Origin of the sequence: Mycobacterium sp. 134 (assembly GCF_048282715.1) — a bacterium.
GTDB lineage: Bacteria > Actinomycetota > Actinomycetes > Mycobacteriales > Mycobacteriaceae > Mycobacterium > Mycobacterium septicum.
On the sequence record NZ_JBLVUN010000008.1, the window covers coordinates 988,039 to 1,008,114 of the forward strand.

Below are 20,076 nucleotides of genomic sequence, written 5' to 3' on the forward strand. Positions count from 1 at the left end.
ATCAACTTCCCAACTCGATCGGGGCGCCCACCAGGGAGCCGTATTCCGTCCAACTACCGTCGTAGTTCTTGACGTTCTCGTGTCCCAGCAGCTCCTGCAGCACGAACCAGGTGTGCGAGGAACGCTCACCGATCCGGCAGTAGGCGATGGTCTCCTTCTCGCCGTCGAGGCCGGCCGCGGCGTACAGCGTGGCCAGGTCCTCGTCGGACTTGAAGGTGCCGTCCTCGTTGGCTGCCTTGCTCCACGGAACGTTGATGGCGCCGGGGATATGCCCGGGCCGCTGGCTCTGCTCCTGCGGCAGGTGCGCCGGCGCCAGGATCTTGCCGGAGAACTCGTCAGGCGAACGCACGTCGACCAGGTTCTTCGCACCGATCGCGGAGATGACCTCGTCGCGGTACGCCCGGATGCTGTTGTCGAGCGGCTGCGCCGTGTACGACGTGGCGGGGCGGCTGACGGCGTCCTTGACCAGCGGGCGTGCGTCGAGCTCCCAGCGCTTACGGCCGCCGTCGAGCAGCTTCACGTCGGCGTGGCCGTACAGCTTGAAGTACCAGTAGGCGTAGGCCGCGAACCAGTTGTTGTTGCCGCCGTACAGGATCACCGTGTCGTCGTTGCTGATGCCCTTGTCGGACAACAGCTTCGAGAACTGCTGCTGGTCGACGAAGTCACGCTTGACGGCGTCCTGCAGATCGTCTCTCCAGTCCAGTTTGACGGCGCCGGGGATGTGCCCCTCGTCGTCGTAGGCGCTGGTGTTCTCGTCGACCTCGACAAACACCACGCCGGGGGTGTCGAGGTTGTTCCCGGCCCATTCGGTCGAGACCAGGACGTCGGAACGTGCCATGTACGAATTCCTTTCGGTTGCTTCAGATTTGGTTTGTCAGGTTTGGTTTGTCATGCGGGACTGGGGACGCGACGTAGCCGTGCCACCAGCGGGTAGATCTGGCAACCCAGGCAAATGCCGAAGGCGGCGTTGAGGAAGGCCGCCACCAGCGCGAAAGCGGTGGCGGTCAGGCCGAGCGCGGTGATGCCGAAGGCGAACCCCGCGGTGCCCGCGATCGCGAACACGAAGCCGACCAGCTGGGCGAACTTCAGCGGTGGCACCGGCTCGCGCTCGGTGACCGGTGCCAGGCGCGGCGCGACGAAAGTGGCGAACAGCCGGCCATACGGATGCTTGCGTGGACCGCCGACCGCACCGATGGCGAACACCACGGCCTGGGCGCCGAGCAGCACCGCGGCCGTGAGCTCACTCACCCCGGCGACCAGCAGCGTGGCGATCAGTACCGCGGTGGTGACCCAGGCCGCGAACCGAGGGCCCCGCACGTCGACCTGGGCGGGCCGACCATCAGCGACGGGCTGGGTTGATGTCGATGACATGAGAACGAACTCCTGTTGTTGTAGAAGGTCTGATGGTGTGCAGGCTCAGGCGCGAGGCCTGAGCGGGCGCGCAAAAGCGCGCGGCTGCCCTCAACAGCAACAACAACAGCAGCAACCCGCGACGCGGCACAGATCGACTGCGCGGCGCTTGGTGAGCACAAGCTCAAGGCGGGCTGACACGAGCGACAGCTTACCCAATAACCGCCGGGTCAGGCCAACAGTGGTTCCAGCGCCGAGCGCAGGTCAGCGGCCTTCGGCACCCCGCTGGTGCGGTATCGGGGCCGCCCGTCCCGGTCGAAGATGATGGTGGTGGGCAGCGACAGGACCGAAAGCCGCCTGGCGGCTTCGGGATTGGCGTCCATGTCGATCTCGACGTGGCCAACCTCGGGTAGCTCGGCGCAGACCTGGTCGACGACTCGTCGCACTCCCGCGCAGGGCCCGCACCATTCGGCCGAGAAATGAAGCACGGTCGGGCCGGTGTGGGACAACCCCAGATCGCTGGTGTCGACGCTGGCGGCCTCCTCACCTGCCCTGATCATGCCGGCGCGCAGCGTGATCAGGCGACCGATCACGTAGGCGACCCCGAGCGCGGCGATCACCACCACGATCGCCAGCACCATCGAAGAGCTCATGACTGTCTGAACCCCGCCAGGTCGATGGTTACTCCCGAGGCGATCCCCTCGATGATCACGTCGGAGCCACGGGCGCCTGCGGTGGTGGGGGCGATGCCGAACGGAAGCTTCTGGCCGGTGATCGTGTGGCTGAACTCCGACAGCACCGCCGCGATCTTGTCGTCGGGCACGGGCTCGTCGGCGGTTCCGGGGCCGGTCAGGATCCCGGTCGCGGTCAGCACCAGGGTGGTTTCGTTGCCGTCGGCGAAGGACAGGTCGACCGCGACGCTCACGCGCTTGTCGAGTCCGGATTGCTTGGGGGTTCCGGTGAACACCAACCCCTGGCTGCTGGAGATGCCGGACTCGGTGGTGCCCCCGGTGGCGTCGTTGGTTTCCCGCGAGGGAGCCTCCACCAACAGGTCATCGATGCCCATGAACCTGCCGATATGGGTGGAGTCGATGATGATGCGACTCTCGGCCTTCCTGACGGGCAGCTTCGCGTCGGGCCGGATCAGCCACGACGAGTCGGTGAGGTCGATTCCGTGCAGGGTGGCCTCCAGCGAGGCTTTGCCGACCACCGGGTGGTCGACGCCGGCGGCGCGGATCTCGATCTCCTTGTAGCGGTGGTTGCGGACCTGGGTGAGGAAGGGAAAGCCCAGGATGGCCACCCACGGGTCCCAGTTGAGCCCGGCCGCGGTGCGTACGTTGCGGGCCAGCCGGTATTCGGCGTAGATCGCCGAGCCGAAATCGGTGCCGACAACCCCGACGACGAGCGCGGTGACGGTTGCGGTGAGCCCGATCAGCAGTTTGCGCACCGCCACATTGTCGCCCACGGCCGGCGGATCCAAGCGCTCGGCGCGGCTAATCAGCAGGTGAGGCGTTATCGTTAGATCACTAAAGGCCGGTAACGGCTACATGTCAGTCATGAATCCGACTGTGTGGACATCGGGGTCCGGGCGGTCGCGGGAAGTGATTGCCGGCGCGCCGGAGGACCTGTTGGATCTGCTGCTACTCACCGTCGACCCGCACCCCGAGTCGGTCCTGCCCTCGCTGACGCTGCTGGCCCACACCGTGCGCACGGCACCGACAGAGGTGTCCTCGCTGCTGGAAGCGGGCAGTGCCGATGTGGCGATCGTCGACGCGCGTACCGATCTCGCCGCCGCTCGCGGCCTGTGCCGACTGCTGGGAACGACGGGTACCTCCGTCCCGGTCGTCGCGGTGATCAACGAGGGCGGGTTGGTAGCGGTCAACCACGAGTGGGGTCTGGACGAGATCCTGCTGCCCAGCACCGGACCTGCCGAGATCGACGCCCGGCTGCGACTGCTGGTGGGCCGGCGCGGAGGCGGCGCCAATCAGGAGAACGTCGGCAAGATCACCCTGGGTGAGCTCGCGATCGACGAAGGCACCTACACCGCACGCCTGCGCGGGCGTCCCCTCGATCTCACCTACAAGGAATTCGAGCTGCTCAAGTACCTCGCGCAGCACGCCGGACGGGTCTTCACCCGGGCGCAACTGCTGCAGGAGGTGTGGGGCTACGACTTCTTCGGCGGAACCCGCACGGTCGACGTCCACGTCCGTCGTCTGCGCGCCAAGCTCGGCCCCGAGTACGAATCGCTGATCGGCACCGTCCGCAACGTCGGATACAAGGCGGTACGCCCGTCACGTGGCCGCAGCCCTGCCCCCGAGGCGAGCGGCGCCGCCGAAGCCACGCACGACGACGACGAAGACTTCGACCCGGCGACCGACGACGTGGACGAGTCGCTGGCCGGGCGGTTGCCCAGCCAGTGACCGACCTGGACTGGCGGACCGGACTCTCAGAAGCCGAGCAGACCGGGATCCGGGCACTCATTGCCGCGGCGACCGCGGTCGACGGCGTCGCCCCGGTCGGCGATCAGGTGCTGCGTGAGCTCGGCCATGACCGCACCCGCCACCTCCTTGCCACCGACGGTGCAGACCTCGTCGGGTACCTGAACCTGGCCCCGGCAGCCGATGCCGACCCGGCGATGGCCGAACTGGTGGTGCATCCGCAGGCCCGACGGCGCGGTGTCGGCGCGGCGCTGGCCCGCGCCGGGCTCGCCGAGGGGCCGGCGGGCACGCGGATCTGGGCGCACGGCAATCTCGAGGCAGCCCGGGCGCTGGCGGCCTCACTGGACCTCAAAGCCGTCCGCGAACTGCTTCAGATGCGCCGCCCGCTGACCGACCTGCCGCCGCTGCGCACCGCCGACGGGGTGCGGATCAGCACCTACGCCGGACCTCAAGACGATGCCGAGATCCTGCGGGTCAACAACGCAGCGTTCTCCTGGCACCCGGAACAGGGCGGCTGGACCGAACAGGACATCGAAGAGCGGCGCAGCGAGCCGTGGTTCGACCCGGAAGGGCTTTTCGAGGCGTTCGACGAGCGCACCGGGACGCTGCTCGGCTTCCACTGGACGAAAGTGCATGCCGCGTCCCGCGGCGAAGTCCACGAGCCTGCGCTCGGCGAGGTCTACATCGTCGGCGTCGACCCCGACGCACAGGGGCGAGGGCTGGGTTCGGTGCTCACGTTGGTCGGTCTGCATCACCTGGCGGGCAGGTCCCTGCCGACGGTGTTACTTTACGTCGAGGCAGATAACTCGGCGGCCGTGGCGACCTACCGAAACTTGGGTTTTGAGGTGTTCGGCGTCGACGTGGCGTACGCCGCCGGTTAACCCGTTTAGCTGTGAACACGCTGAACCTATTCACTGCTGATTCACCTGCCGTCCGCGAGCCGTCCACTGGGGCCGAATACGTTGCCGGAGAGTTCGAAGCCGTCAACTGAAAGTGGGACCTGTGAAGCTCATCAGCATTGGCAAGCCGTTCGGTGTCGCGCTGTCCGCGACGGCGATCGCGGCCCTCACGCTGACCGCCTGTGGTAGCGACAACAACGCCGGCAGCACCGGCTCGTCGGCCGCGGGCACCAACTCGGCCGCATCGGCTGAGTGCAGCGGCAAGAGCGCTGTGACGGCAGAGGGCTCGACCGCGCAGCAGAATGCCATTGCCGAGTTCAACAAGACGTGGGGTCAGGTCTGCTCGGGCAAGAACCTGTCCTACAACCCGACCGGTTCGGGCGCGGGCGTGGACCAGTTCATCGCCAAGCAGGTCGATTTCGCCGGTTCCGACTCCCCGCTCAAGGACGACCAGGTCGCCAAGGCCGCCGCGCGTTGCGGCGGCAACGAGGCCTGGAACCTGCCGCTGGTGTTCGGCCCCGTCGCGCTGGCCTACAACGTCGAGGGCGTCGACAAGCTCGTCGTGAGCCCGGATGTGCTGGCAAAGATCTTCCAGGGCCAGATCACCAAGTGGAACGATCCGGCGATCGCCGCGCTCAACGCCGGCGCCACCCTGCCGGACCTGGACATCAAGCCGATCTACCGGTCGGATTCCTCGGGCACTACCGACAACTTCCAGAAGTACCTGGCCGCGGCCGCGCCGCAGACCTGGACCAAGGGTGCGGGCAAGGAGTTCCAGGGCGGCGCCGGTGAGGGCGCACAGAAGTCCTCCGGTGTCGTTCAGGCCGTGCAGGCCACCCCCGGCTCGATCGGCTACGTCGAGAAGAGCCCGGCCGCCGCAGCCGGCCTGCCCTACGCCCAGATCGACAGCGGCGCCGGCGCGGTCGCGCTGGACGACCAGTCGACCACCAAGGCCGTCGGCGCCGCCAAGGTCAAGGGTGACGGCAAGGACCTCGTGCTCGACCTGAACGCGCTGTACGCCTCGAAGGAAGCCGGCGTCTACCCGCTGGTGCTGGCCACCTACGAGATTGTTTGCTCCAAGGGCTACGACGCCGAGACCGCCGCGGCCGTCAAGTCCTTCCTGACCGTGGCCGCCAACGAGGGCCAGGCCAGCCTGTCGCAGGCCGGATACATCGCGCTCCCCGACGAGTTCAAGCAGCGCCTGCTGACCTCGGTCGAGGCCATCGCTTCAGTAGCCCGGCTGGCATTTGAGGACGGATTTGGGCGAGGATGGATTTAACCGACCATATGACGACCAGGGGCCCCGACGGGACGACAGTGACAACGCCGAATCCAGCTGATTCGGGGTCGGGGGAGACGCTCGCGTCCCCCCACCCCGAACCAGAACCCATCTCGACCAATCCGTCCAAGGGAGCCAAGGTCCGCCTCGGCGACCGGATCTTCCGTGGCCTTGCCGAAGGCTCGGGCATCCTGATCGTCGCGCTCATCGCGGCGATCGGGGTGTTCCTGCTCTGGCGCGCGGTCCCGGCGCTGACCCGGAACGAGGAGAACTTCTTCCTCTACGGCGGCAACTGGATCACCACCGACACCTCGGCGATGCACTTCGGCATCTTCGAGCTGCTGCAGGTGACCGTGTTCGTCTCGGTATTCGCTCTGTTCTTGGCGATGCCGGTGGCGTTGGGCATCGCGATCTATCTCACCCAGTACTCATCGCGGCGATTGGCCGGCCCGCTGGCCTACCTGGTGGACCTGCTGGCCGCCGTGCCGTCGATCGTGTACGGCGTCTGGGGCCTGTACGTGTTGGCGCCGGCGATCAAACCCTTTGCGGTGTGGCTCAATACGAACTTGGACTGGTTGTTCCTGTTCAAGACCGGCAACGCGTCGGTGGCCGGCGGCGGCACCATCTTCACCGCAGGCATCGTGCTGGCGGTGATGATCCTGCCGATCATCACCGCGGTGACCCGCGAGGTGTTCACCCAGACCCCGCGCGGCCAGATCGAGGCCGCGCTGGCGCTGGGCGCCACCCGCTGGGAAGTGGTGCGCACGACGGTGCTGCCCTTCGGGCTGTCCGGCTATATCAGCGGCGCGATGCTCGGTCTGGGCCGCGCGCTCGGAGAGACCATCGCGTTGCTGATCATCTTGCGCGGCACCCAGACCGCGTTCAGTTGGACGCTGTTCGACGGCGGCTACACCTTCGCCAGCAAGATCGCCGCCACCGCAAGCGAATTCAACGACCAGTACAAGGCGGGCGCCTACATTGCCGCCGGCCTGGTGCTGTTCATCCTCACCTTCGTGGTGAACTCGCTGGCCCGTGCCGCGGTCGCAGGAAAGGGACGCTCATGACGTCGACTCTTGAGCGGCCGGTCAAGGCGCCCGCGTTCCAGGGCGTGAGCCTGCGCCGCAAGCTGACCAACCACTTCGCCACGGTGCTGGTGACCTCGTCGTTGCTGGTCGCCCTGGTACCTCTGGTGTGGGTGCTGTACTCGGTGATCGTCCGGGGTTGGGCCGCATTGAGCTCACCCACGTGGTTCACCAATTCCCAGGCCGGGATGACGACGTTCAGCGCGGGTGGCGGTGCCTACCACGCGATCGTCGGCACCCTGCTGCAAGGCCTCGTGTGCTCGCTGATCTCCATTCCCATCGGCGTGATGGTGGGCGTGTACCTGGTCGAGTACGGCGGTGGTACGCGCCTGGGCAAGGTCACCACATTCATGGTGGACATCCTCACCGGCGTGCCCTCGATCGTCGCCGCGCTGTTCATCTACGCGCTGTGGGTGGCCACGCTCGGGTTCGGCCGGTCCGGGTTCGCGGTGTCACTGGCATTGGTGCTGTTGATGATTCCGGTGATCGTGCGGGCCACCGAGGAGATGTTGCGCATCGTGCCGATGGACCTTCGCGAAGCGAGTTACGCACTGGGCGTGCCCAAGTGGAAGACCATCGTGCGAATCGTGATCCCGACGGCGCTGTCGGGCATCGTCACCGGCATCATGCTGGCACTGGCCCGTGTGATGGGTGAGACCGCGCCGCTGCTGATCCTGGTCGGTTACGCCCAGGCGATGAACTTCGACATGTTCGGCGGGTTCATGGGATCGCTGCCGGGCATGATGTACGACCAGATCTCGGCGGGGGCAGGTGCCAACCCGGTGCCCACCGACCGCCTCTGGGGTGCGGCGCTGACGCTGATCCTGCTGGTCGCCCTGCTCAATGTCGGCGCGCGTGCGGTCGCCAGACTCTTTTCCCCCAAGAAGGTGTAGGAGCTATCCATGGCCAAGCGGCTGGATCTCAAGGACGTCAACATCTACTACGGCGCGTTCCACGCCGTTGCCGAGGTTTCGCTGTCGGTGCAGCCGCGCAGTGTGATGGCCTTCATCGGCCCGTCGGGCTGCGGCAAGTCGACCGTGCTGCGCACGCTGAACCGCATGCACGAGGTGATCCCCGGTGCCCGTGTCGAGGGTTCGGTGCTGCTCGACGGTGAGGACATCTACGGCGCCGGAGTGGACCCGGTGGGCGTGCGCAAGACCATCGGCATGGTGTTCCAGCGTCCGAACCCGTTCCCCACCATGTCGATTCGCGACAACGTGGTGGCCGGGCTGAAGCTGCAAGGCGTACGCAACAAGAAGACCCTCGACGAGGTAGCCGAGCGGTCGCTGCGCGGTGCCAATCTCTGGAACGAGGTCAAGGACCGTCTGGACAAGCCCGGCGGTGGTCTGTCGGGCGGTCAGCAGCAGCGGTTGTGTATCGCCCGTGCGATCGCGGTGCAGCCCGATGTGCTGTTGATGGACGAGCCCTGCTCGGCGCTCGACCCGATCTCGACGCTGGCCATCGAGGATCTGATCTCCACGCTCAAGCAGGATTTCACGATCGTCATCGTCACGCACAACATGCAACAGGCCGCCCGGGTGAGTGATCAGACCGCGTTCTTCAACCTCGAGGCCACCGGAAAGCCCGGCAGGCTGATCGAGATCGATGACACCGAGAAGATCTTCTCCAACCCCACCCAGAAGGCGACCGAGGACTACATCTCGGGCCGCTTCGGCTGAGTTTTCTCCGGCGAGCAGACGCAGAATCGCCTGTTTCCACAGGGAGTTCGGCGACTCTGCGTCTGCTCGCGAAACTCGCGCTAAGGCGTGAGCACCACGCGGGTGCCTGACGGCTCGGCCCGCTCCCACACCTGTTCGATGTCTGCTAATTCTCTTGCCTGGGTGCGCAATTCGATCTCACCCGCCGCGGCCATGGCGAACAACCGTGGCAGCGCCTCGGTTCTGGCCGAGATCAGGACGTCGAGCGGAACGCTGCCGATGCCGACGCCGCACACCGTGATACCGGTTCCCCGCAACACGCCGGCATCGAGGTTCAGTGTCGGCCCGGCCATCGACCCGATCTGGACGAACCGGGTGGCGTGGTAGTGCGCAGCCGGGTGACTGCCCGCCAGTGCGGTGAGAACCTGCGTGGCGGGCTCGGCCCAGAGGTAGTCGAGCACAGCGTCGAACGGTTTCTCGGCGTGAAGTTCTGCGACCCGCGCGGGCAAGTCGTCTGCGCCCAGGGCGATCGCGTCGTCGGCTCCGACCGACCGCAACCAGTCCAGGCGGCCCTTGTCACGCCCGGCCACCACCACCCGGCCGGCTTTGAACTCCGACTTGGCCAGCTGCACGGCGACCGAGCCGGTGACGCCCGTTGCGCCGAGCACCAGAACGTGGTCACCGGGTTTGACCGCCGCGGCGTAGGACAGGGCCAACCAGCCCGAGAGACCGGGGTTCGGGATTGCCGCCGCCGTCACCGAGTCCACGTGGTCGGGAACGTCGATACCGCCGAGCGGGTGTACCAACGTGCGCTCCGCCAACATGCCGTAGGGCGCTACTGCGTTGGCGTAGACCCGCCTCCCGTCGCCCAGCCGGACCACTCCGTCGACGCCGGGTACGGCCGGCAGCTGAATCTCCTTGCTGGCGTAGTGCTTTCCGGACACCAAAGCCCGGGCGAGGTTGGTCAGGGCCGATGCTTCGACGGTGGCCACCTCGGCGCCGTCACGCGGCTCGGGGCCGGATACATCGGTGTAGACGGGGTCCCGGCCCCATTCGGTGACCAGTGCGGCCTTCATGGTGACTCCTTTGTAGTTGGTTTCCCCAGATATTGTTTCTGTGGAAACAATCTACTCGGCACCGCTGTGGGTGGCAAGATGGTTTCCGTGAAAACCAAACTTGAGCTGATCGACGCCATCACCGGCCTGATGGCCACGGTGGGCGACCGGCTCGGGAATGACGGGGAGGGCGACGCCGAGCGCGATTTCATGGCAGCCGGATGCCCTCAGCGGTTGGAGTCGCTGGTGCGGACGCTGCCGACGTCGTCGATGCACCTGCTGGCGGAGATCGCCGAAGGCCCAGTCAGTGTGGTCGGGCTGGCGGCGCGGTCGGGCCGGCTCAAGGGGACCGTCTCCAAGCATGTGCAGCGGCTGGTCGAGGCCGGCCTGGTGGCCCGCACACCCGTGCCCGGCAACCGCAAGGAGATCGAACTCGGCCTGACCGCCGACGGAGAACTCGTCGCCGACCTGCACCGGAAGCTGCACGAGGAGATGGACCGCGGAACCCGCGATTTCCTGCTGCGCTACAGCGGCACGGACCTACAAGTGCTGGTCAAGGTGCTGGGGGACCTGGCGGGCGCGCACAAGGACGGGGTCCGTCTGGTGCCGCCCACCGACCGCCCTTGACTACTGCGTCGAAGTAACCGATTCCCCGTCCGGGTACGTGCCGGTGACCTGGAAGATGACCCGCCGCGCCACCTCGACGGCATGGTCGGCGAAACGCTCGTAGAAGCGGCTCAACAAAGTCACATCGACGGCCGCGGTCACCCCGTGCTTCCACTCCCGGTCCATCAGCACCGAGAACAGGTGGCGATGCAGATCGTCCATCGCATCGTCTTCCTCCTGGATCCGGGCGGCCTTCTCCGGATCCCGGGTGAGCAGCACCTCGCGCGCGGCGTGCCCCAGTTCGACGGCGACCCGGCCCATTTCGGCGAAGTAACCGTTCACTTCCTCCGGCAGCACGTGCTGGGGGTGGCGCCGGCGCGCGATCTTGGCCACATGCAGCGCCAGGGCACCCATCCGGTCCACGTCGGCGACGATCTGGATGGATCCCACCACCGAGCGCAGATCGCCGGCCACGGGTGCCTGCAGCGCGAGCAACACGAACGCAGACTCCTCAGCCTGGGTGCTCAGCGCGGTCATCTTCTCGTGGTCACTGATGACCTGCTCGGCGAGTGCGAGATCGGCCTGCAAGAGCGACTGGGTGGCCAGCTCCATCGCGGTACCCGCCAACTCGCACATCTGGCCGAGTTGGTCCGTCAAGGAATGCAACTGCTCATGGTATTGGGTACGCATGCTGCAAGATTAGGCGGTCAGCCTGCCTGTAGTCACGATGCAACGGTGAACGAACGGTGAATGGCCGTCCGCGCCGGTCGGCGGTCTATTCGCAGGTGGTGTCGGCTGCGTTGGTGACGTTCAGGTCCTCGGGAAGGTGCGTGGGACTGGCTGCGGTGCCTTTCAGCACGTGCACCTGTACCTCCGACCCGCTCGGGGTTGGTGCGCCGACCGAGTTGAAGTCGGAGCCCAGCACCACCTGCACCACGTCACCCATGCCCGATACGCGTTCGATGGTCGGGTTGGTGAACGAGCTGGCGACCGTCGCGGCTGCCTCCTCGTTACCGGGGGAGAAGAAGACCGTGGTCGCCGGAAGTGTGCTCGGATAGTCGTCCGGGGTGTTGACGTTGAAGCCGTGTTCCTGCAGCTCGGTGGCCGCCGTGGAGGCCAGGCCGCTCTCTCCGGTCGAGTTGGACACCTGCACGGTGACCTGCTGCGGTTCGGTGGTGACGGCGTTGACCATCTCACCCCCTTCGGTCGTGACCGGCGCGGGTGCCGGCGCGGTCGACTGGGGTGTCTCCGACGGCGCGGCAGCCTGGACCGACGACGTCGCCGATTCGGGGGTGCCCGGCACCGGGGTGTTGTCCGGGTTCTTCTCACCGGGCAGCGGGTCGTCGTTGATGATCGCGTCGAACAGAGCCCGCATATCGTCGGTGCGCGGGACCTCGTTGCCGTACTCGTCGGCGTATCCGACGGTCGGCACGGTGATAAAGGTGATCCGGCCGGCGTTCACGCCCTGGACGGACTGCCCGAGATCGACCAGGTCCTTGGTCTTGATGTTGTCGACGAAGCTGTCGCTGATGAACATGTTGACCACGTTGTTCAGCTTGTTCAGGGAGAAAAATGTGTCTCGCGAGATCAGCGCGCGCAGGAGCGAGGACAAGAACAGCTGCTGGCGTTTGATCCGCCCGTAGTCCCCGTTGTATTCGGTGGTCACCTGACGGGCCCGCACATAGTTCAGGGCGGTATGGCCGTCGATCATCTGGCGTCCGGCATTGGGCAGGACCGAGCCCAGTTCGTAGTCCTCGAGTGGGGTGGTGCTGCACACCTCGACCCCGCCGAGCGCATCGACCATCTTCGAGAAGCCGGAGAAATCAACAGCCATGAACCGGTTGATGGACAACCCGGACAGCTTCTGGATCACCTTCACCAGGCACTTCGGCCCGCCGAAGGCGAAGGCCGAGTTCAGCTTGGTCTCGGTGTAGACCTCGTCGGGGCCGTAGGTCTCGGTTTCCTCGTCGTACAGCGGACCGTAGGTCGCCGTCTCGGCGTTCCAGGGTTCGCACTTCATCGGGGTGATCGACAGGTCGCGGGGGAACGACACGGCGACGACACGTTCCCGGTTGGCCGGGATGTTCACCAGCATGATGGTGTCGGATCGGGCGCCCCCGGCGTCCTCCGTGCCGCCGGCACCCATGCCCCCGTTGTCACCGAACCGGCTGTCAGTTCCGATGATCAGGAAGTTCTCGTCGCCGAACTGGGCGTTGGGGTCGAGGATGTCGCGCGAGTTGAGATCCAGCGCTGCGACCTTGTTGAGGCTGTTGTTCTTCGAGGACTGCCACTGCCAGGCCCCGCCGGTGAGCACCAGGGTGAGGACCGCGAGCATCGCGGCGGCGGCGCGCCCGGCCAGAATCACCCGGCGGTTGAGCGGCGGCCGCACTGCCTCGATCACGGTGGTCTCGTCGGGATCGTGCTCGTCCGCGGGCACCCGGCCCGCACGCCATGCCGGGCGCTCCTGGGGTGCCTCGTATTCGTAGACCGCGGGCAGGACCGGGAGCACGTCGGTGTCGGTGTTGTCGGTCTCGGCCTCGTCGTGCTCCAGCGATTCCTGTGCGGGCGCGTCGATCGGCTCCGCGAACGAGTCCTCGCGCGGTTCGTGGTCGAACGACTCGTGGAAGGGCTCGTCGAAAGGGTCGTCGAAGTGCTCGGGGTAATCCTCGGCTACGGGGAAATCCTGGGCTTCGTCGTCTTCGGGGTCGATCCGCACCGCTTCGATGACGTCGGTGGGATCGGGCACGTGCGGCCGGACATAGACCGGCTCGACTTCTGGTTCTTCTTCGAGGTAAGCCGGCTCCGGCTCCGCCTCGTGGATGAACTCCGGTTCGGGCTCCGGTTCGTAGACATACGGTTCCGGCTCGGATTCGAACACGTACGCCGGTTCGGGTTCGGGTTCGGGTTCGGGCTCCGGTTCTGGTTCGACGTCTTCCGGTTCGACGTCTTCCGGCTCGTCGGGCTCCAGTCGGTGCCGCGTGGGGGTGAACCCGGTCCCGGCGACCTTGGCGATCAGATCGGCGACAGTTACCCCGTCGGCGTGACTGCCGGAGGCCTCGTCGACCGGTGAATCATCGGGTAGCGGCGCATCTTGGCGTTCCCACGGCGCGGCGCCTGGCAAAGGCTGCCGGGATCGGGTAATCCATTTGTTGTCCGACGAATCCTCCGGCGCGCGGTGCCGACGGCCGGGAGTGGCGTTATCACCGTCACTCATGTCCTTACCGGCCTCCGACTCTTCGAACTCGCGCGTGCGCGTCGGTGCGCATCGTTCCCGCGGTGTGACTTGGGTGCTGCTGAGGTTTTTCTCCTCATCTCTTCTAGCAGCACTGTGCCGGACTGGCTACTTGAGCCAGCCGCGGCGGGGTTTTCATCGTACTGAGACATCCTGAGGCTGAGCTAGACCCAACCCGGTGACAGAGCTGTCTCGAAGTCGTCTCGGCGGGACTGCAGGTCAGCCTCCGGAATGCATCACGTCGGCCCCGACCGGCACCGCGCAGTCATCGGGATCGTCGAGCCATCCCTCGGGCAGTGACACCGAGGCGGCCGAGCCCTGCCGGCCGCGCGGACCGGTGGCTGCAGGCGGGAACGGGGCGTCGCCGTCGAGTTGGTCGAGCAGGTCGTCGAGCTCCCGGAGGGTCTTGACCAAGGCCAGCCCGCGCCGCAGATCCGCGCCGGCCGGGAAACCGTGCAGGTACCAGGCCACGTGCTTGCGGATGTCGCGCATGCCTTTGTCCTCGCCGAAATGCTCGCTGAGCAACTCGCCGTGGCGGCGCACGATGTCGGCCACCTCGCCCAGGTTCGGCGGGGTGGCGGCCTGGCGCCCGGTGAAGGCCGCCGAGAGTTCGGCGAACAGCCAGGGCCGGCCGAGGCAGCCCCGGCCGATGACCACGCCGTCGCAGCCGGTCGCGGCCATCATCGCCAATGCGTCGTCGGCCTCGAAGATGTCGCCGTTGCCCAGCACCGGAATGCTGGTGACGTGGGCTTTGAGCGCTGCGATCTGGTCCCAGTCGGCGGTGCCGGAGTAGCGCTGGGCCGCGGTGCGGGCGTGCAACGCGACGGCAGCCGCGCCTTCCTCCTGGGCGATCCGCCCGGCATCCAGGTGGGTGTGGTGGGCATCGTCGATGCCGATCCGGAACTTGACCGTCACCGGGATATCGGTGCCCTCGACGCCGCGAACCGCTGCGGCCACGATCTGGCCGAACAGCCGCCGCTTGTAGGGCAGTGCCGATCCGCCGCCGCGCTTGGTGACCTTGGGCACGGGGCAGCCGAAGTTCATGTCGATGTGGTCGGCCATGCCTTCGTCGGCGATCATCTTGGCCGCCCGGTAGGTGGTTTCCGGGTCCACGGTGTACAGCTGCAGCGACCGCGGCGATTCGTCGGGCGCGAACGTCGTCATGTGCATGGTGACCGGATGGCGCTCGACCAGGGCCCGGGCGGTGACCATCTCGCACACGTAGAGCCCGCTGACGGTTCCGGCGCGGGCGCTCTCGAGCTCGCGGCACAGTGTGCGGAACGCCACATTGGTCACCCCGGCCATCGGGGCCAGGACAACTGGGCTGGGCAACGCGAACGGCCCGATCCGAAGTTGGGATCGGGCCGATTCGACAGTGGAACTCACGAGGACGATGACGACACCAACAGGTTCTTCATGGCCTTCTTCTCGGCCACCTTGCGCTCGCGCTCCAGGCGGCGCTCCTTGGCGACCTCGAACTTGTCGCAGGCGTCCTCGAGCTCTTCGACGATGCGGCCGAGGTCGTCGCGCAGCCGCGCGCCCTCGCCGCTGAAGTCCTCACGCTCGAAGATGCGCCACTTGCGCAGCACCGGCATCACCACGTCGTCCAGGTGGATGCGCGGGTCGTAGACGCCGCCGACGGCGATGATGACAGCCTTACGGCGGAAGTCGGGCACCGTGTATCCGGGCATCTTGAAGTTGTCCAGCACGCGGTGCAGCGACGCCATGCCCTGGTTGGGGGAGATGTCCAGGCCGGCTGCCGAAACGTCGCGGTAGAAGATCATGTGCAGGTTCTCATCGGCGGAGATGCGCTGCAGCAGCTGATCGGCGATCGGGTCATCGCAGGCCTTGCCGGTGTTGCGGTGGCTGACGCGGGTCGCGAGTTCCTGGAACGACACGTACATCACCGAGTCGAAGAGGCTCTCGGCGAAGAGATCGCCCTGCTGGTTCTGGCCGGGGGAGAAGCCGCGGGTGACCTGCTCGACGCGGAGTTCTTCCAGCTCTACGGGGTCGACGGCGCGGGTGACGACGAGGTAGTCGCGCAGGGCGATGCCGTGGCGGTTCTCCTCGGCGGTCCAGCGGTTGACCCAGTTGCCCCAAGCGCCATCCATGCCCATGTTCATCGCGATCTCGCGGTGATAGGAGGGCAGGTTGTCCTCGGTGAGCAGGTTCTGAATCATCGCGGTCCTGGCGACCTCGGACAGCTTCGACTGCTCGGGATCCCAGTCCTGGCCGCCGAGTGCGTAGTAGTTCTTGCCGTCCGACCACGGGATGAAGTCGTGGGGGTTCCAGTCCTTACGCATCCGCATGTGGCGGTTGATGCTGGTCTCAACGACAGGCTCGAGTTCGTGCAGGAGCTGCAGGTCTGTGTATTCCTGCGTCATGTGCGCTCACCCTCCTCGCGTCCTTGGGACGCTCAGTTATCTGTACCTGTTGGTAGCAGTCAATATATCTGTGTAAACCGGTGACATCAAGTTGCCCCGCGGGTGCGTTCGCGAGCCATGCGTCACGTCCGCGGCGACTGTAATATCCGCACGAACATCTGTCGGATACCCACGCTCGGAGGTTGGGCACACGTGAAAAAGGTTGTCTTTGGTGCCGGAGCTGCAATTGCCACCGGTGCGGCCGTATCCCTGTTGTTCGGTGCCGGTGTAGCGGCTGCCGCACCTGACGTGGTCGGCCAAACCTACTCGGACGCTTCGAGCGCGATCGAGGACGGCGGCGGCAGCGCCAAGGTGGCGGTCACCGTGGGAAGCAAGCTGTCCCAGGGCGATTGCATCGTCACCAACGCGTGGGACGCCCCGTTCGTGCGCGACAGCGGCGGCTCCTTCGGGCATGCCGACAGCGAGGTCATGGTCGCGTTGAACTGCGACGGTGACCATGCGACCGCCACCCACGGCGGCGCATCGGTGGCCAGCCCGGCAGGCCGAGAGGCCAAGGCGGCATCCGACCAGGAAGAGGCGAAGGCTGAGGCGGAGGCCGCCGCTGCCCAGCAGGAGCAGCTCGAAGAGGTCAGCACCCCCGACGAGTAGCGGTTAAGTGGCCGTTAATTACTCGATGTGAGCCTCATCGCCGACTAAACTTCAGGTCAGCTCCCAAAGAGTCTTCTGTGGCACCTTGCCGCGGAACGAGGGGCGGCTGACAAGCGCGGGCGTAAACACCGGCACCCCACCTCTCCGGGAGAGATCACCGGACGGGGAAGGTCGGGCTAGATGAAGATCGCGATCGGGTTCGGAAGTGTCATCGGTGTATCCGCGGCGGGTTTTGCGTTCGCGGTCGTGGGCGCGGGGGCGGCCCAAGCCGCACCGGACGTGGTGGGGCAAACCTACAGCGACGCTGTCACGGCTATCGAGGACGGCGGAGGCACTGCGCATGTCGCGGTCACCGTGGGCAGCCGCTTGCCGCGTGACGAGTGCATCGTCACCAACGCCTGGACCGTGCGGCAGTTGGTGCCGCAGACCTCCGACACGTACTACGAATACCGCGAGGACGTGACAGAGGTGTCGCTCAACTGCGACGGCGACCATGCCACCGAGGAACATCCGGGCGCGTCGATAGCCAGCCCGGCGGGCCGGGAGGCCAAGGCCGCTGAAGATGAGGCGGCCGCCGCGGAGCAGGAGCCGATCGCCGAGGCCAGCACGCCTGACGAGTAGGGCTCCCGGGATTTTCTCAGAAGCTGCCTGCCCGGCCGAGCAGCATGTCGACGCAGTAGTCGATGAACTGCTCGCGGCTGGCCGGCAGCCTGTCGTCGAGGTACGCGGTGAACAGCGCGGTGAGCGCGCCGATCAGGCTGGTGGCGACCATCGCCTGACGGACCGGGTCGGCGATGCGGGTCAGTTTGCGTTGCAGCAGGCCGATGAAGTCGGGCATCCACTCCGCGCCCGAGCGGGTCAGCACCGGTTCGGATTCGGGTGCCAGCAGCAGCACGCGGCCGCGGGTGGGGTCGTCGACCATGATTGCGACGAATCGTTCCACCGCGTCGCGGGGAGTGACGGCGGTGGTCAGCGCTGACATCGCCCGGGCGCAGACGTCGTCGTAGACGGCCCGGACGAAGGTGTCGCGGTCGGTGAAGCTCTCGTAGAAGTACCGTTCGGTGAGTTCGGCCGCGCGGCACACCGCACGGACCGTGAGGGCCGGGCCGTCGGCTTTGCCCAGCAAGGTGACGCCTGCGGCGATCAGTTCGTCGCGCCGGCGAGCCGCGCGTTCCTGAAGCGGAACACCCGACCATCGGCCGCGTCGTTGACCGGATGGCACATCTACTCCTAAGCTTTGATGACAACGTATGTAGTCACTTTTGAAACAGGACCATCGTCTTGCCGGCAGAAAGCGCACCTGTGACACAAGATACTTCTGAGACATGCCCCGTGACCAGCGGATCCGCTGCCGTGGCGTCAGGCTGCCCGGCCGCCCCGGGCGGCTATGAGGCGCCGCCGATCCCGCTCGGACCGGATTCGCTGACGTGGAAGTACTTCGGCGACTGGCGGGGCATGCTCCAGGGGCCGTGGGCCGGCTCGATGCAGAACATGCACCCGCAGCTCGGCGCGGCGGTCACGGAGCACTCGATCTTCTTCCAGGAACGCTGGCCCCGCCTGCTGCGCTCGCTGTACCCGATCGGTGGCGTGGTGTTCGACGGGGACCGCGCCCCGCAGACCGGCGCCGAGGTGCGCGACTACCACGTCAACATCAAAGGGACCGACGCTCAGGGGCGCCGCTATCACGCGCTGAATCCCGAGGTTTTCTACTGGGCGCATTCGACGTTCTTCGTCGGCACGATCATCGTGGCGGATCGGCTCGCGGGCGGGATCTCCGAGGCCGACAAGCGGCAGCTGTTCGAGGAGCACAAGCAGTGGTACTCGATGTACGGGATGAGCATGCGGCCCGTGCCGGAAACCTGGGAGGACTTCCAGGTCTATTGGGAACACATGTGCCGCAACGTGTTAGAGAACAACGAGGCGGCCCGCGACGTGCTGGACCTCAGTGAGCTGCCGAAGCCGCCGTTCGCGTCGAAGATGCCTGACTGGATGTGGGCGCTGCAGCGCAAGCACGTGGTGCACCCGTTGTTCGTATGGTTCACCGTCGGCCTGTACCACCCGGCGGTGCGAGAGCTGATGGGATACACCTGGTCTGAGCGCGACGAGAAGATCCATCGACTGCTGGGCAAGGTGATCGGCAAGATTTTCAAACTGGTGCCCGTCCGGCACCGCATGCATCCCCGGGCGCGCAGCGCGTGGGACCGCGTCAAGGGGCGAATTCCGGCCGACGCTCCGCTGGTGCACACCCCGGCCCGCAACCTGCCGCCAATCGGTCACCGCGACAACGGGATGCACTACTGCCCCGAGGTCTGAGGGCCTCAGCGCCCGACGAACGGCGCGTTCTGCGGGCAGTAGACCTTGACCGCGCCCCGCACCAGGTTGGCGGCCTGGTGCTTGTCGATGCCTGCCTGGTTCATCAGCTGGCTGATGACTCCCCGCACCGTGCGTGCGGGCTCGATCTTGCCCTTCGTGAGCGCGTCACAGACTCCGCGACCGACCTGGCCGGCCTCCTCGGGCGAAGTCGTGGGGATTTTCAGGTCGTTGACGATGGTGAAGAACTGGTCATCCTGAGCGTCCGCGTGGGCCGGTGCGGCCCCGAATGCGGCGCTTGCGGCCAGCGCGGCGGCACCGATCGTGGTGGCCATGACTCGAGTGCGCGGGCGCCGGGACAACATTCGGTGACTCCTTCGATCCAACTGCTGACACCCCAACGTGACGGCTTCACGTCGGGTATCTCTTCCGACCCCCGGCCATAACGATAAACGGGAGAGGCCCGCCGCGCTCACGCATACCCCGTACCTGTGAGGCCGCTGTAGCTGAGCGGCTACGCGGCGGTAATTGCAGGGCAACGGCGTTCGTCGATGCTGACGCCATGACGACCATCTATGACCAGATCGGCGGGGCCGAGGCACTTGAGACCGTCGTCGAAGACTTCTACCGGCGGGTGCTGGCGGACGACCAGCTGTCCGGGTTCTTCACCGGAACCAGCATGGCCAGGCTCAAGGGCAGGCAGGTGGAATTCTTCGCCGCCGCGCTGGGCGGCCCGCAGCCCTACACCGGTGCGCCGATGCGGCAGGTCCATCAGGGGCGCGGCATCACCATGCACCATTTCAACCTCGTGGCCGGCCACCTGGGCGACAGCCTCGCCGAGGCTGGGGTGCCTGAGTCGACCGTCGGTCAGATCATCGCCGCGATCGCACCGCTGGCCGACGAGATTGCGACCGCGCGGAGCGCCTGAACGGGCGGTGTGCGGAGTATTTCGGCCGCACCGTGACCCGCCTTGCGGCGGGTGTGTGGTGCCCCCAGTAGGGCTCGAACCTACGACCTGCGGATTAAAAGTCCGTAGCTCTACCAACTGAGCTATAGGGGCGCGAGAAGACAGGGTACAAGATGGTGCAAATTGGTGTTGCGACCACCGGGTTTGAAGATTTGGGCATCCGTACCC

The 20,076-nt window shown here is 66.5% G+C and carries 23 protein-coding genes and 1 tRNA gene; 11 read left to right on the forward strand and 13 right to left on the reverse strand.

The annotated features are described in order from the left end of the window. Position 1: 1 nt before the first annotated feature. From ACNQVK_RS09370 to lmeA, 5 genes are all read right to left on the reverse strand, one after another. Positions 2–838, reverse strand: a complete 837-nt coding sequence (locus ACNQVK_RS09370) for a sulfurtransferase (protein ID WP_418029292.1) — start codon at positions 836–838, stop codon at positions 2–4. Positions 839–888: 50 nt separating this feature from the next. Continuing rightward, positions 889–1,371: a DUF4395 domain-containing protein gene (locus ACNQVK_RS09375; RefSeq protein WP_418029293.1), complete on the reverse strand. Its 483-nt coding sequence runs from the start codon at positions 1,369–1,371 to the stop codon at positions 889–891. Between the two features lie 90 nt (positions 1,372–1,461). Beyond that, on the reverse strand, positions 1,462–1,551 hold the full coding sequence (locus ACNQVK_RS09380) for an Ms5788A family Cys-rich leader peptide (protein WP_350222965.1): 90 nt from the start codon (positions 1,549–1,551) through the stop codon (positions 1,462–1,464). 29 nt (positions 1,552–1,580) lie between these two features. Next, complete coding sequence (locus ACNQVK_RS09385; RefSeq protein WP_418029294.1) at positions 1,581–2,003, reverse strand: thioredoxin family protein; 423 nt, start codon at positions 2,001–2,003, stop codon at positions 1,581–1,583. Then, positions 2,000–2,815, reverse strand: a complete 816-nt coding sequence (gene lmeA, locus ACNQVK_RS09390; protein ID WP_418029295.1) for a mannan chain length control protein LmeA — start codon at positions 2,813–2,815, stop codon at positions 2,000–2,002. Before lmeA ends, ACNQVK_RS09385 begins: the two co-directional genes overlap by 4 nt. 160 nt (positions 2,816–2,975) lie before the next feature. Between lmeA and ACNQVK_RS09395 the strand changes: the two genes are divergently transcribed. From ACNQVK_RS09395 to pstB, 6 genes are all read left to right on the forward strand, one after another. Beyond that, a complete protein-coding gene (locus ACNQVK_RS09395; RefSeq protein WP_418034074.1) occupies positions 2,976–3,770 on the forward strand; it encodes a winged helix-turn-helix transcriptional regulator in 795 nt (264 codons plus the stop codon). Further along, positions 3,767–4,669, forward strand: coding sequence for a mycothiol synthase (gene mshD, locus ACNQVK_RS09400; RefSeq protein WP_418029296.1), 903 nt, complete (start codon positions 3,767–3,769; stop codon positions 4,667–4,669). Before ACNQVK_RS09395 ends, mshD begins: the two co-directional genes overlap by 4 nt. A gap of 121 nt (positions 4,670–4,790) precedes the next feature. After that, a complete protein-coding gene (gene pstS / locus ACNQVK_RS09405) occupies positions 4,791–5,966 on the forward strand; it encodes a phosphate ABC transporter substrate-binding protein PstS (RefSeq protein ID WP_418029297.1) in 1,176 nt (391 codons plus the stop codon). An 8-nt stretch (positions 5,967–5,974) separates the two neighbouring features. Next, positions 5,975–7,030: a phosphate ABC transporter permease subunit PstC gene (gene pstC / locus ACNQVK_RS09410; protein ID WP_418029298.1), complete on the forward strand. Its 1,056-nt coding sequence runs from the start codon at positions 5,975–5,977 to the stop codon at positions 7,028–7,030. Continuing rightward, positions 7,027–7,941 (forward strand): phosphate ABC transporter permease PstA, encoded by a 915-nt coding sequence (gene pstA / locus ACNQVK_RS09415; RefSeq protein WP_418029299.1) that lies wholly within the window; start codon positions 7,027–7,029, stop codon positions 7,939–7,941. The genes pstC and pstA overlap by 4 nt, the downstream gene beginning before the upstream one ends. Before the next feature lie 9 nt (positions 7,942–7,950). Further along, the gene (gene pstB / locus ACNQVK_RS09420; protein ID WP_418029300.1) at positions 7,951–8,727 is read left to right on the forward strand and encodes a phosphate ABC transporter ATP-binding protein PstB; all 777 of its coding nucleotides are present in this window, start codon (positions 7,951–7,953) and stop codon (positions 8,725–8,727) included. An 80-nt stretch (positions 8,728–8,807) separates the two neighbouring features. On the opposite strand, the gene ACNQVK_RS09425 is transcribed toward pstB, so the two are convergent. Then, entirely contained in the window at positions 8,808–9,782 is a 975-nt protein-coding gene (locus ACNQVK_RS09425) for a quinone oxidoreductase family protein (protein ID WP_418029301.1), read from the reverse strand. An 87-nt stretch (positions 9,783–9,869) separates the two neighbouring features. On the opposite strand from ACNQVK_RS09425, the gene ACNQVK_RS09430 reads away from it, so the two are divergent. Then, entirely contained in the window at positions 9,870–10,388 is a 519-nt protein-coding gene (locus ACNQVK_RS09430; RefSeq protein ID WP_418029302.1) for a MarR family winged helix-turn-helix transcriptional regulator, read from the forward strand. Here ACNQVK_RS09430 and phoU read toward each other — a convergent pair whose 3' ends face one another. The 4 genes from phoU to ACNQVK_RS09450 all read right to left on the reverse strand — a co-directional run bounded on the left by phoU (position 10,389) and on the right by ACNQVK_RS09450 (position 15,983). Then, entirely contained in the window at positions 10,389–11,057 is a 669-nt protein-coding gene (gene phoU, locus ACNQVK_RS09435) for a phosphate signaling complex protein PhoU (RefSeq protein ID WP_409548428.1), read from the reverse strand. A gap of 85 nt (positions 11,058–11,142) precedes the next feature. After that, positions 11,143–13,581, reverse strand: a complete 2,439-nt coding sequence (locus tag ACNQVK_RS09440; RefSeq protein WP_418029303.1) for an LCP family protein — start codon at positions 13,579–13,581, stop codon at positions 11,143–11,145. 237 nt (positions 13,582–13,818) lie between these two features. Next, positions 13,819–14,985: a tRNA dihydrouridine synthase DusB gene (gene dusB, locus ACNQVK_RS09445; protein ID WP_418029304.1), complete on the reverse strand. Its 1,167-nt coding sequence runs from the start codon at positions 14,983–14,985 to the stop codon at positions 13,819–13,821. After that, on the reverse strand, positions 14,982–15,983 hold the full coding sequence (locus ACNQVK_RS09450) for an acyl-ACP desaturase (RefSeq protein ID WP_044520435.1): 1,002 nt from the start codon (positions 15,981–15,983) through the stop codon (positions 14,982–14,984). The genes dusB and ACNQVK_RS09450 overlap by 4 nt, the downstream gene beginning before the upstream one ends. A gap of 192 nt (positions 15,984–16,175) precedes the next feature. Between ACNQVK_RS09450 and ACNQVK_RS09455 the strand changes: the two genes are divergently transcribed. Further along, the gene (locus ACNQVK_RS09455; protein WP_418029306.1) at positions 16,176–16,631 is read left to right on the forward strand and encodes a hypothetical protein; all 456 of its coding nucleotides are present in this window, start codon (positions 16,176–16,178) and stop codon (positions 16,629–16,631) included. Between the two features lie 180 nt (positions 16,632–16,811). Beyond that, positions 16,812–17,252, forward strand: coding sequence for a hypothetical protein (locus ACNQVK_RS09460; protein ID WP_409548431.1), 441 nt, complete (start codon positions 16,812–16,814; stop codon positions 17,250–17,252). 16 nt (positions 17,253–17,268) lie between these two features. Here ACNQVK_RS09460 and ACNQVK_RS09465 read toward each other — a convergent pair whose 3' ends face one another. Beyond that, positions 17,269–17,853 carry a TetR/AcrR family transcriptional regulator gene (locus ACNQVK_RS09465; protein ID WP_418029307.1) on the reverse strand — a complete coding sequence of 195 codons (585 nt, stop codon included), beginning with the start codon at positions 17,851–17,853 and terminating at the stop codon, positions 17,269–17,271. Between the two features lie 80 nt (positions 17,854–17,933). Between ACNQVK_RS09465 and ACNQVK_RS09470 the strand changes: the two genes are divergently transcribed. Beyond that, positions 17,934–18,944, forward strand: a complete 1,011-nt coding sequence (locus ACNQVK_RS09470) for an oxygenase MpaB family protein (protein WP_418029308.1) — start codon at positions 17,934–17,936, stop codon at positions 18,942–18,944. 5 nt (positions 18,945–18,949) lie between these two features. Here ACNQVK_RS09470 and ACNQVK_RS09475 read toward each other — a convergent pair whose 3' ends face one another. Further along, positions 18,950–19,276 (reverse strand): DUF732 domain-containing protein, encoded by a 327-nt coding sequence (locus tag ACNQVK_RS09475; protein WP_409548434.1) that lies wholly within the window; start codon positions 19,274–19,276, stop codon positions 18,950–18,952. Between the two features lie 227 nt (positions 19,277–19,503). On the opposite strand from ACNQVK_RS09475, the gene ACNQVK_RS09480 reads away from it, so the two are divergent. Further along, positions 19,504–19,869: a group I truncated hemoglobin gene (locus ACNQVK_RS09480; RefSeq protein WP_418029309.1), complete on the forward strand. Its 366-nt coding sequence runs from the start codon at positions 19,504–19,506 to the stop codon at positions 19,867–19,869. A 56-nt stretch (positions 19,870–19,925) separates the two neighbouring features. Here ACNQVK_RS09480 and ACNQVK_RS09485 read toward each other — a convergent pair. Next, a tRNA-Lys gene (locus ACNQVK_RS09485) sits at positions 19,926–20,001 on the reverse strand. Between the last annotated feature and the right edge of the window lie 75 nt (positions 20,002–20,076).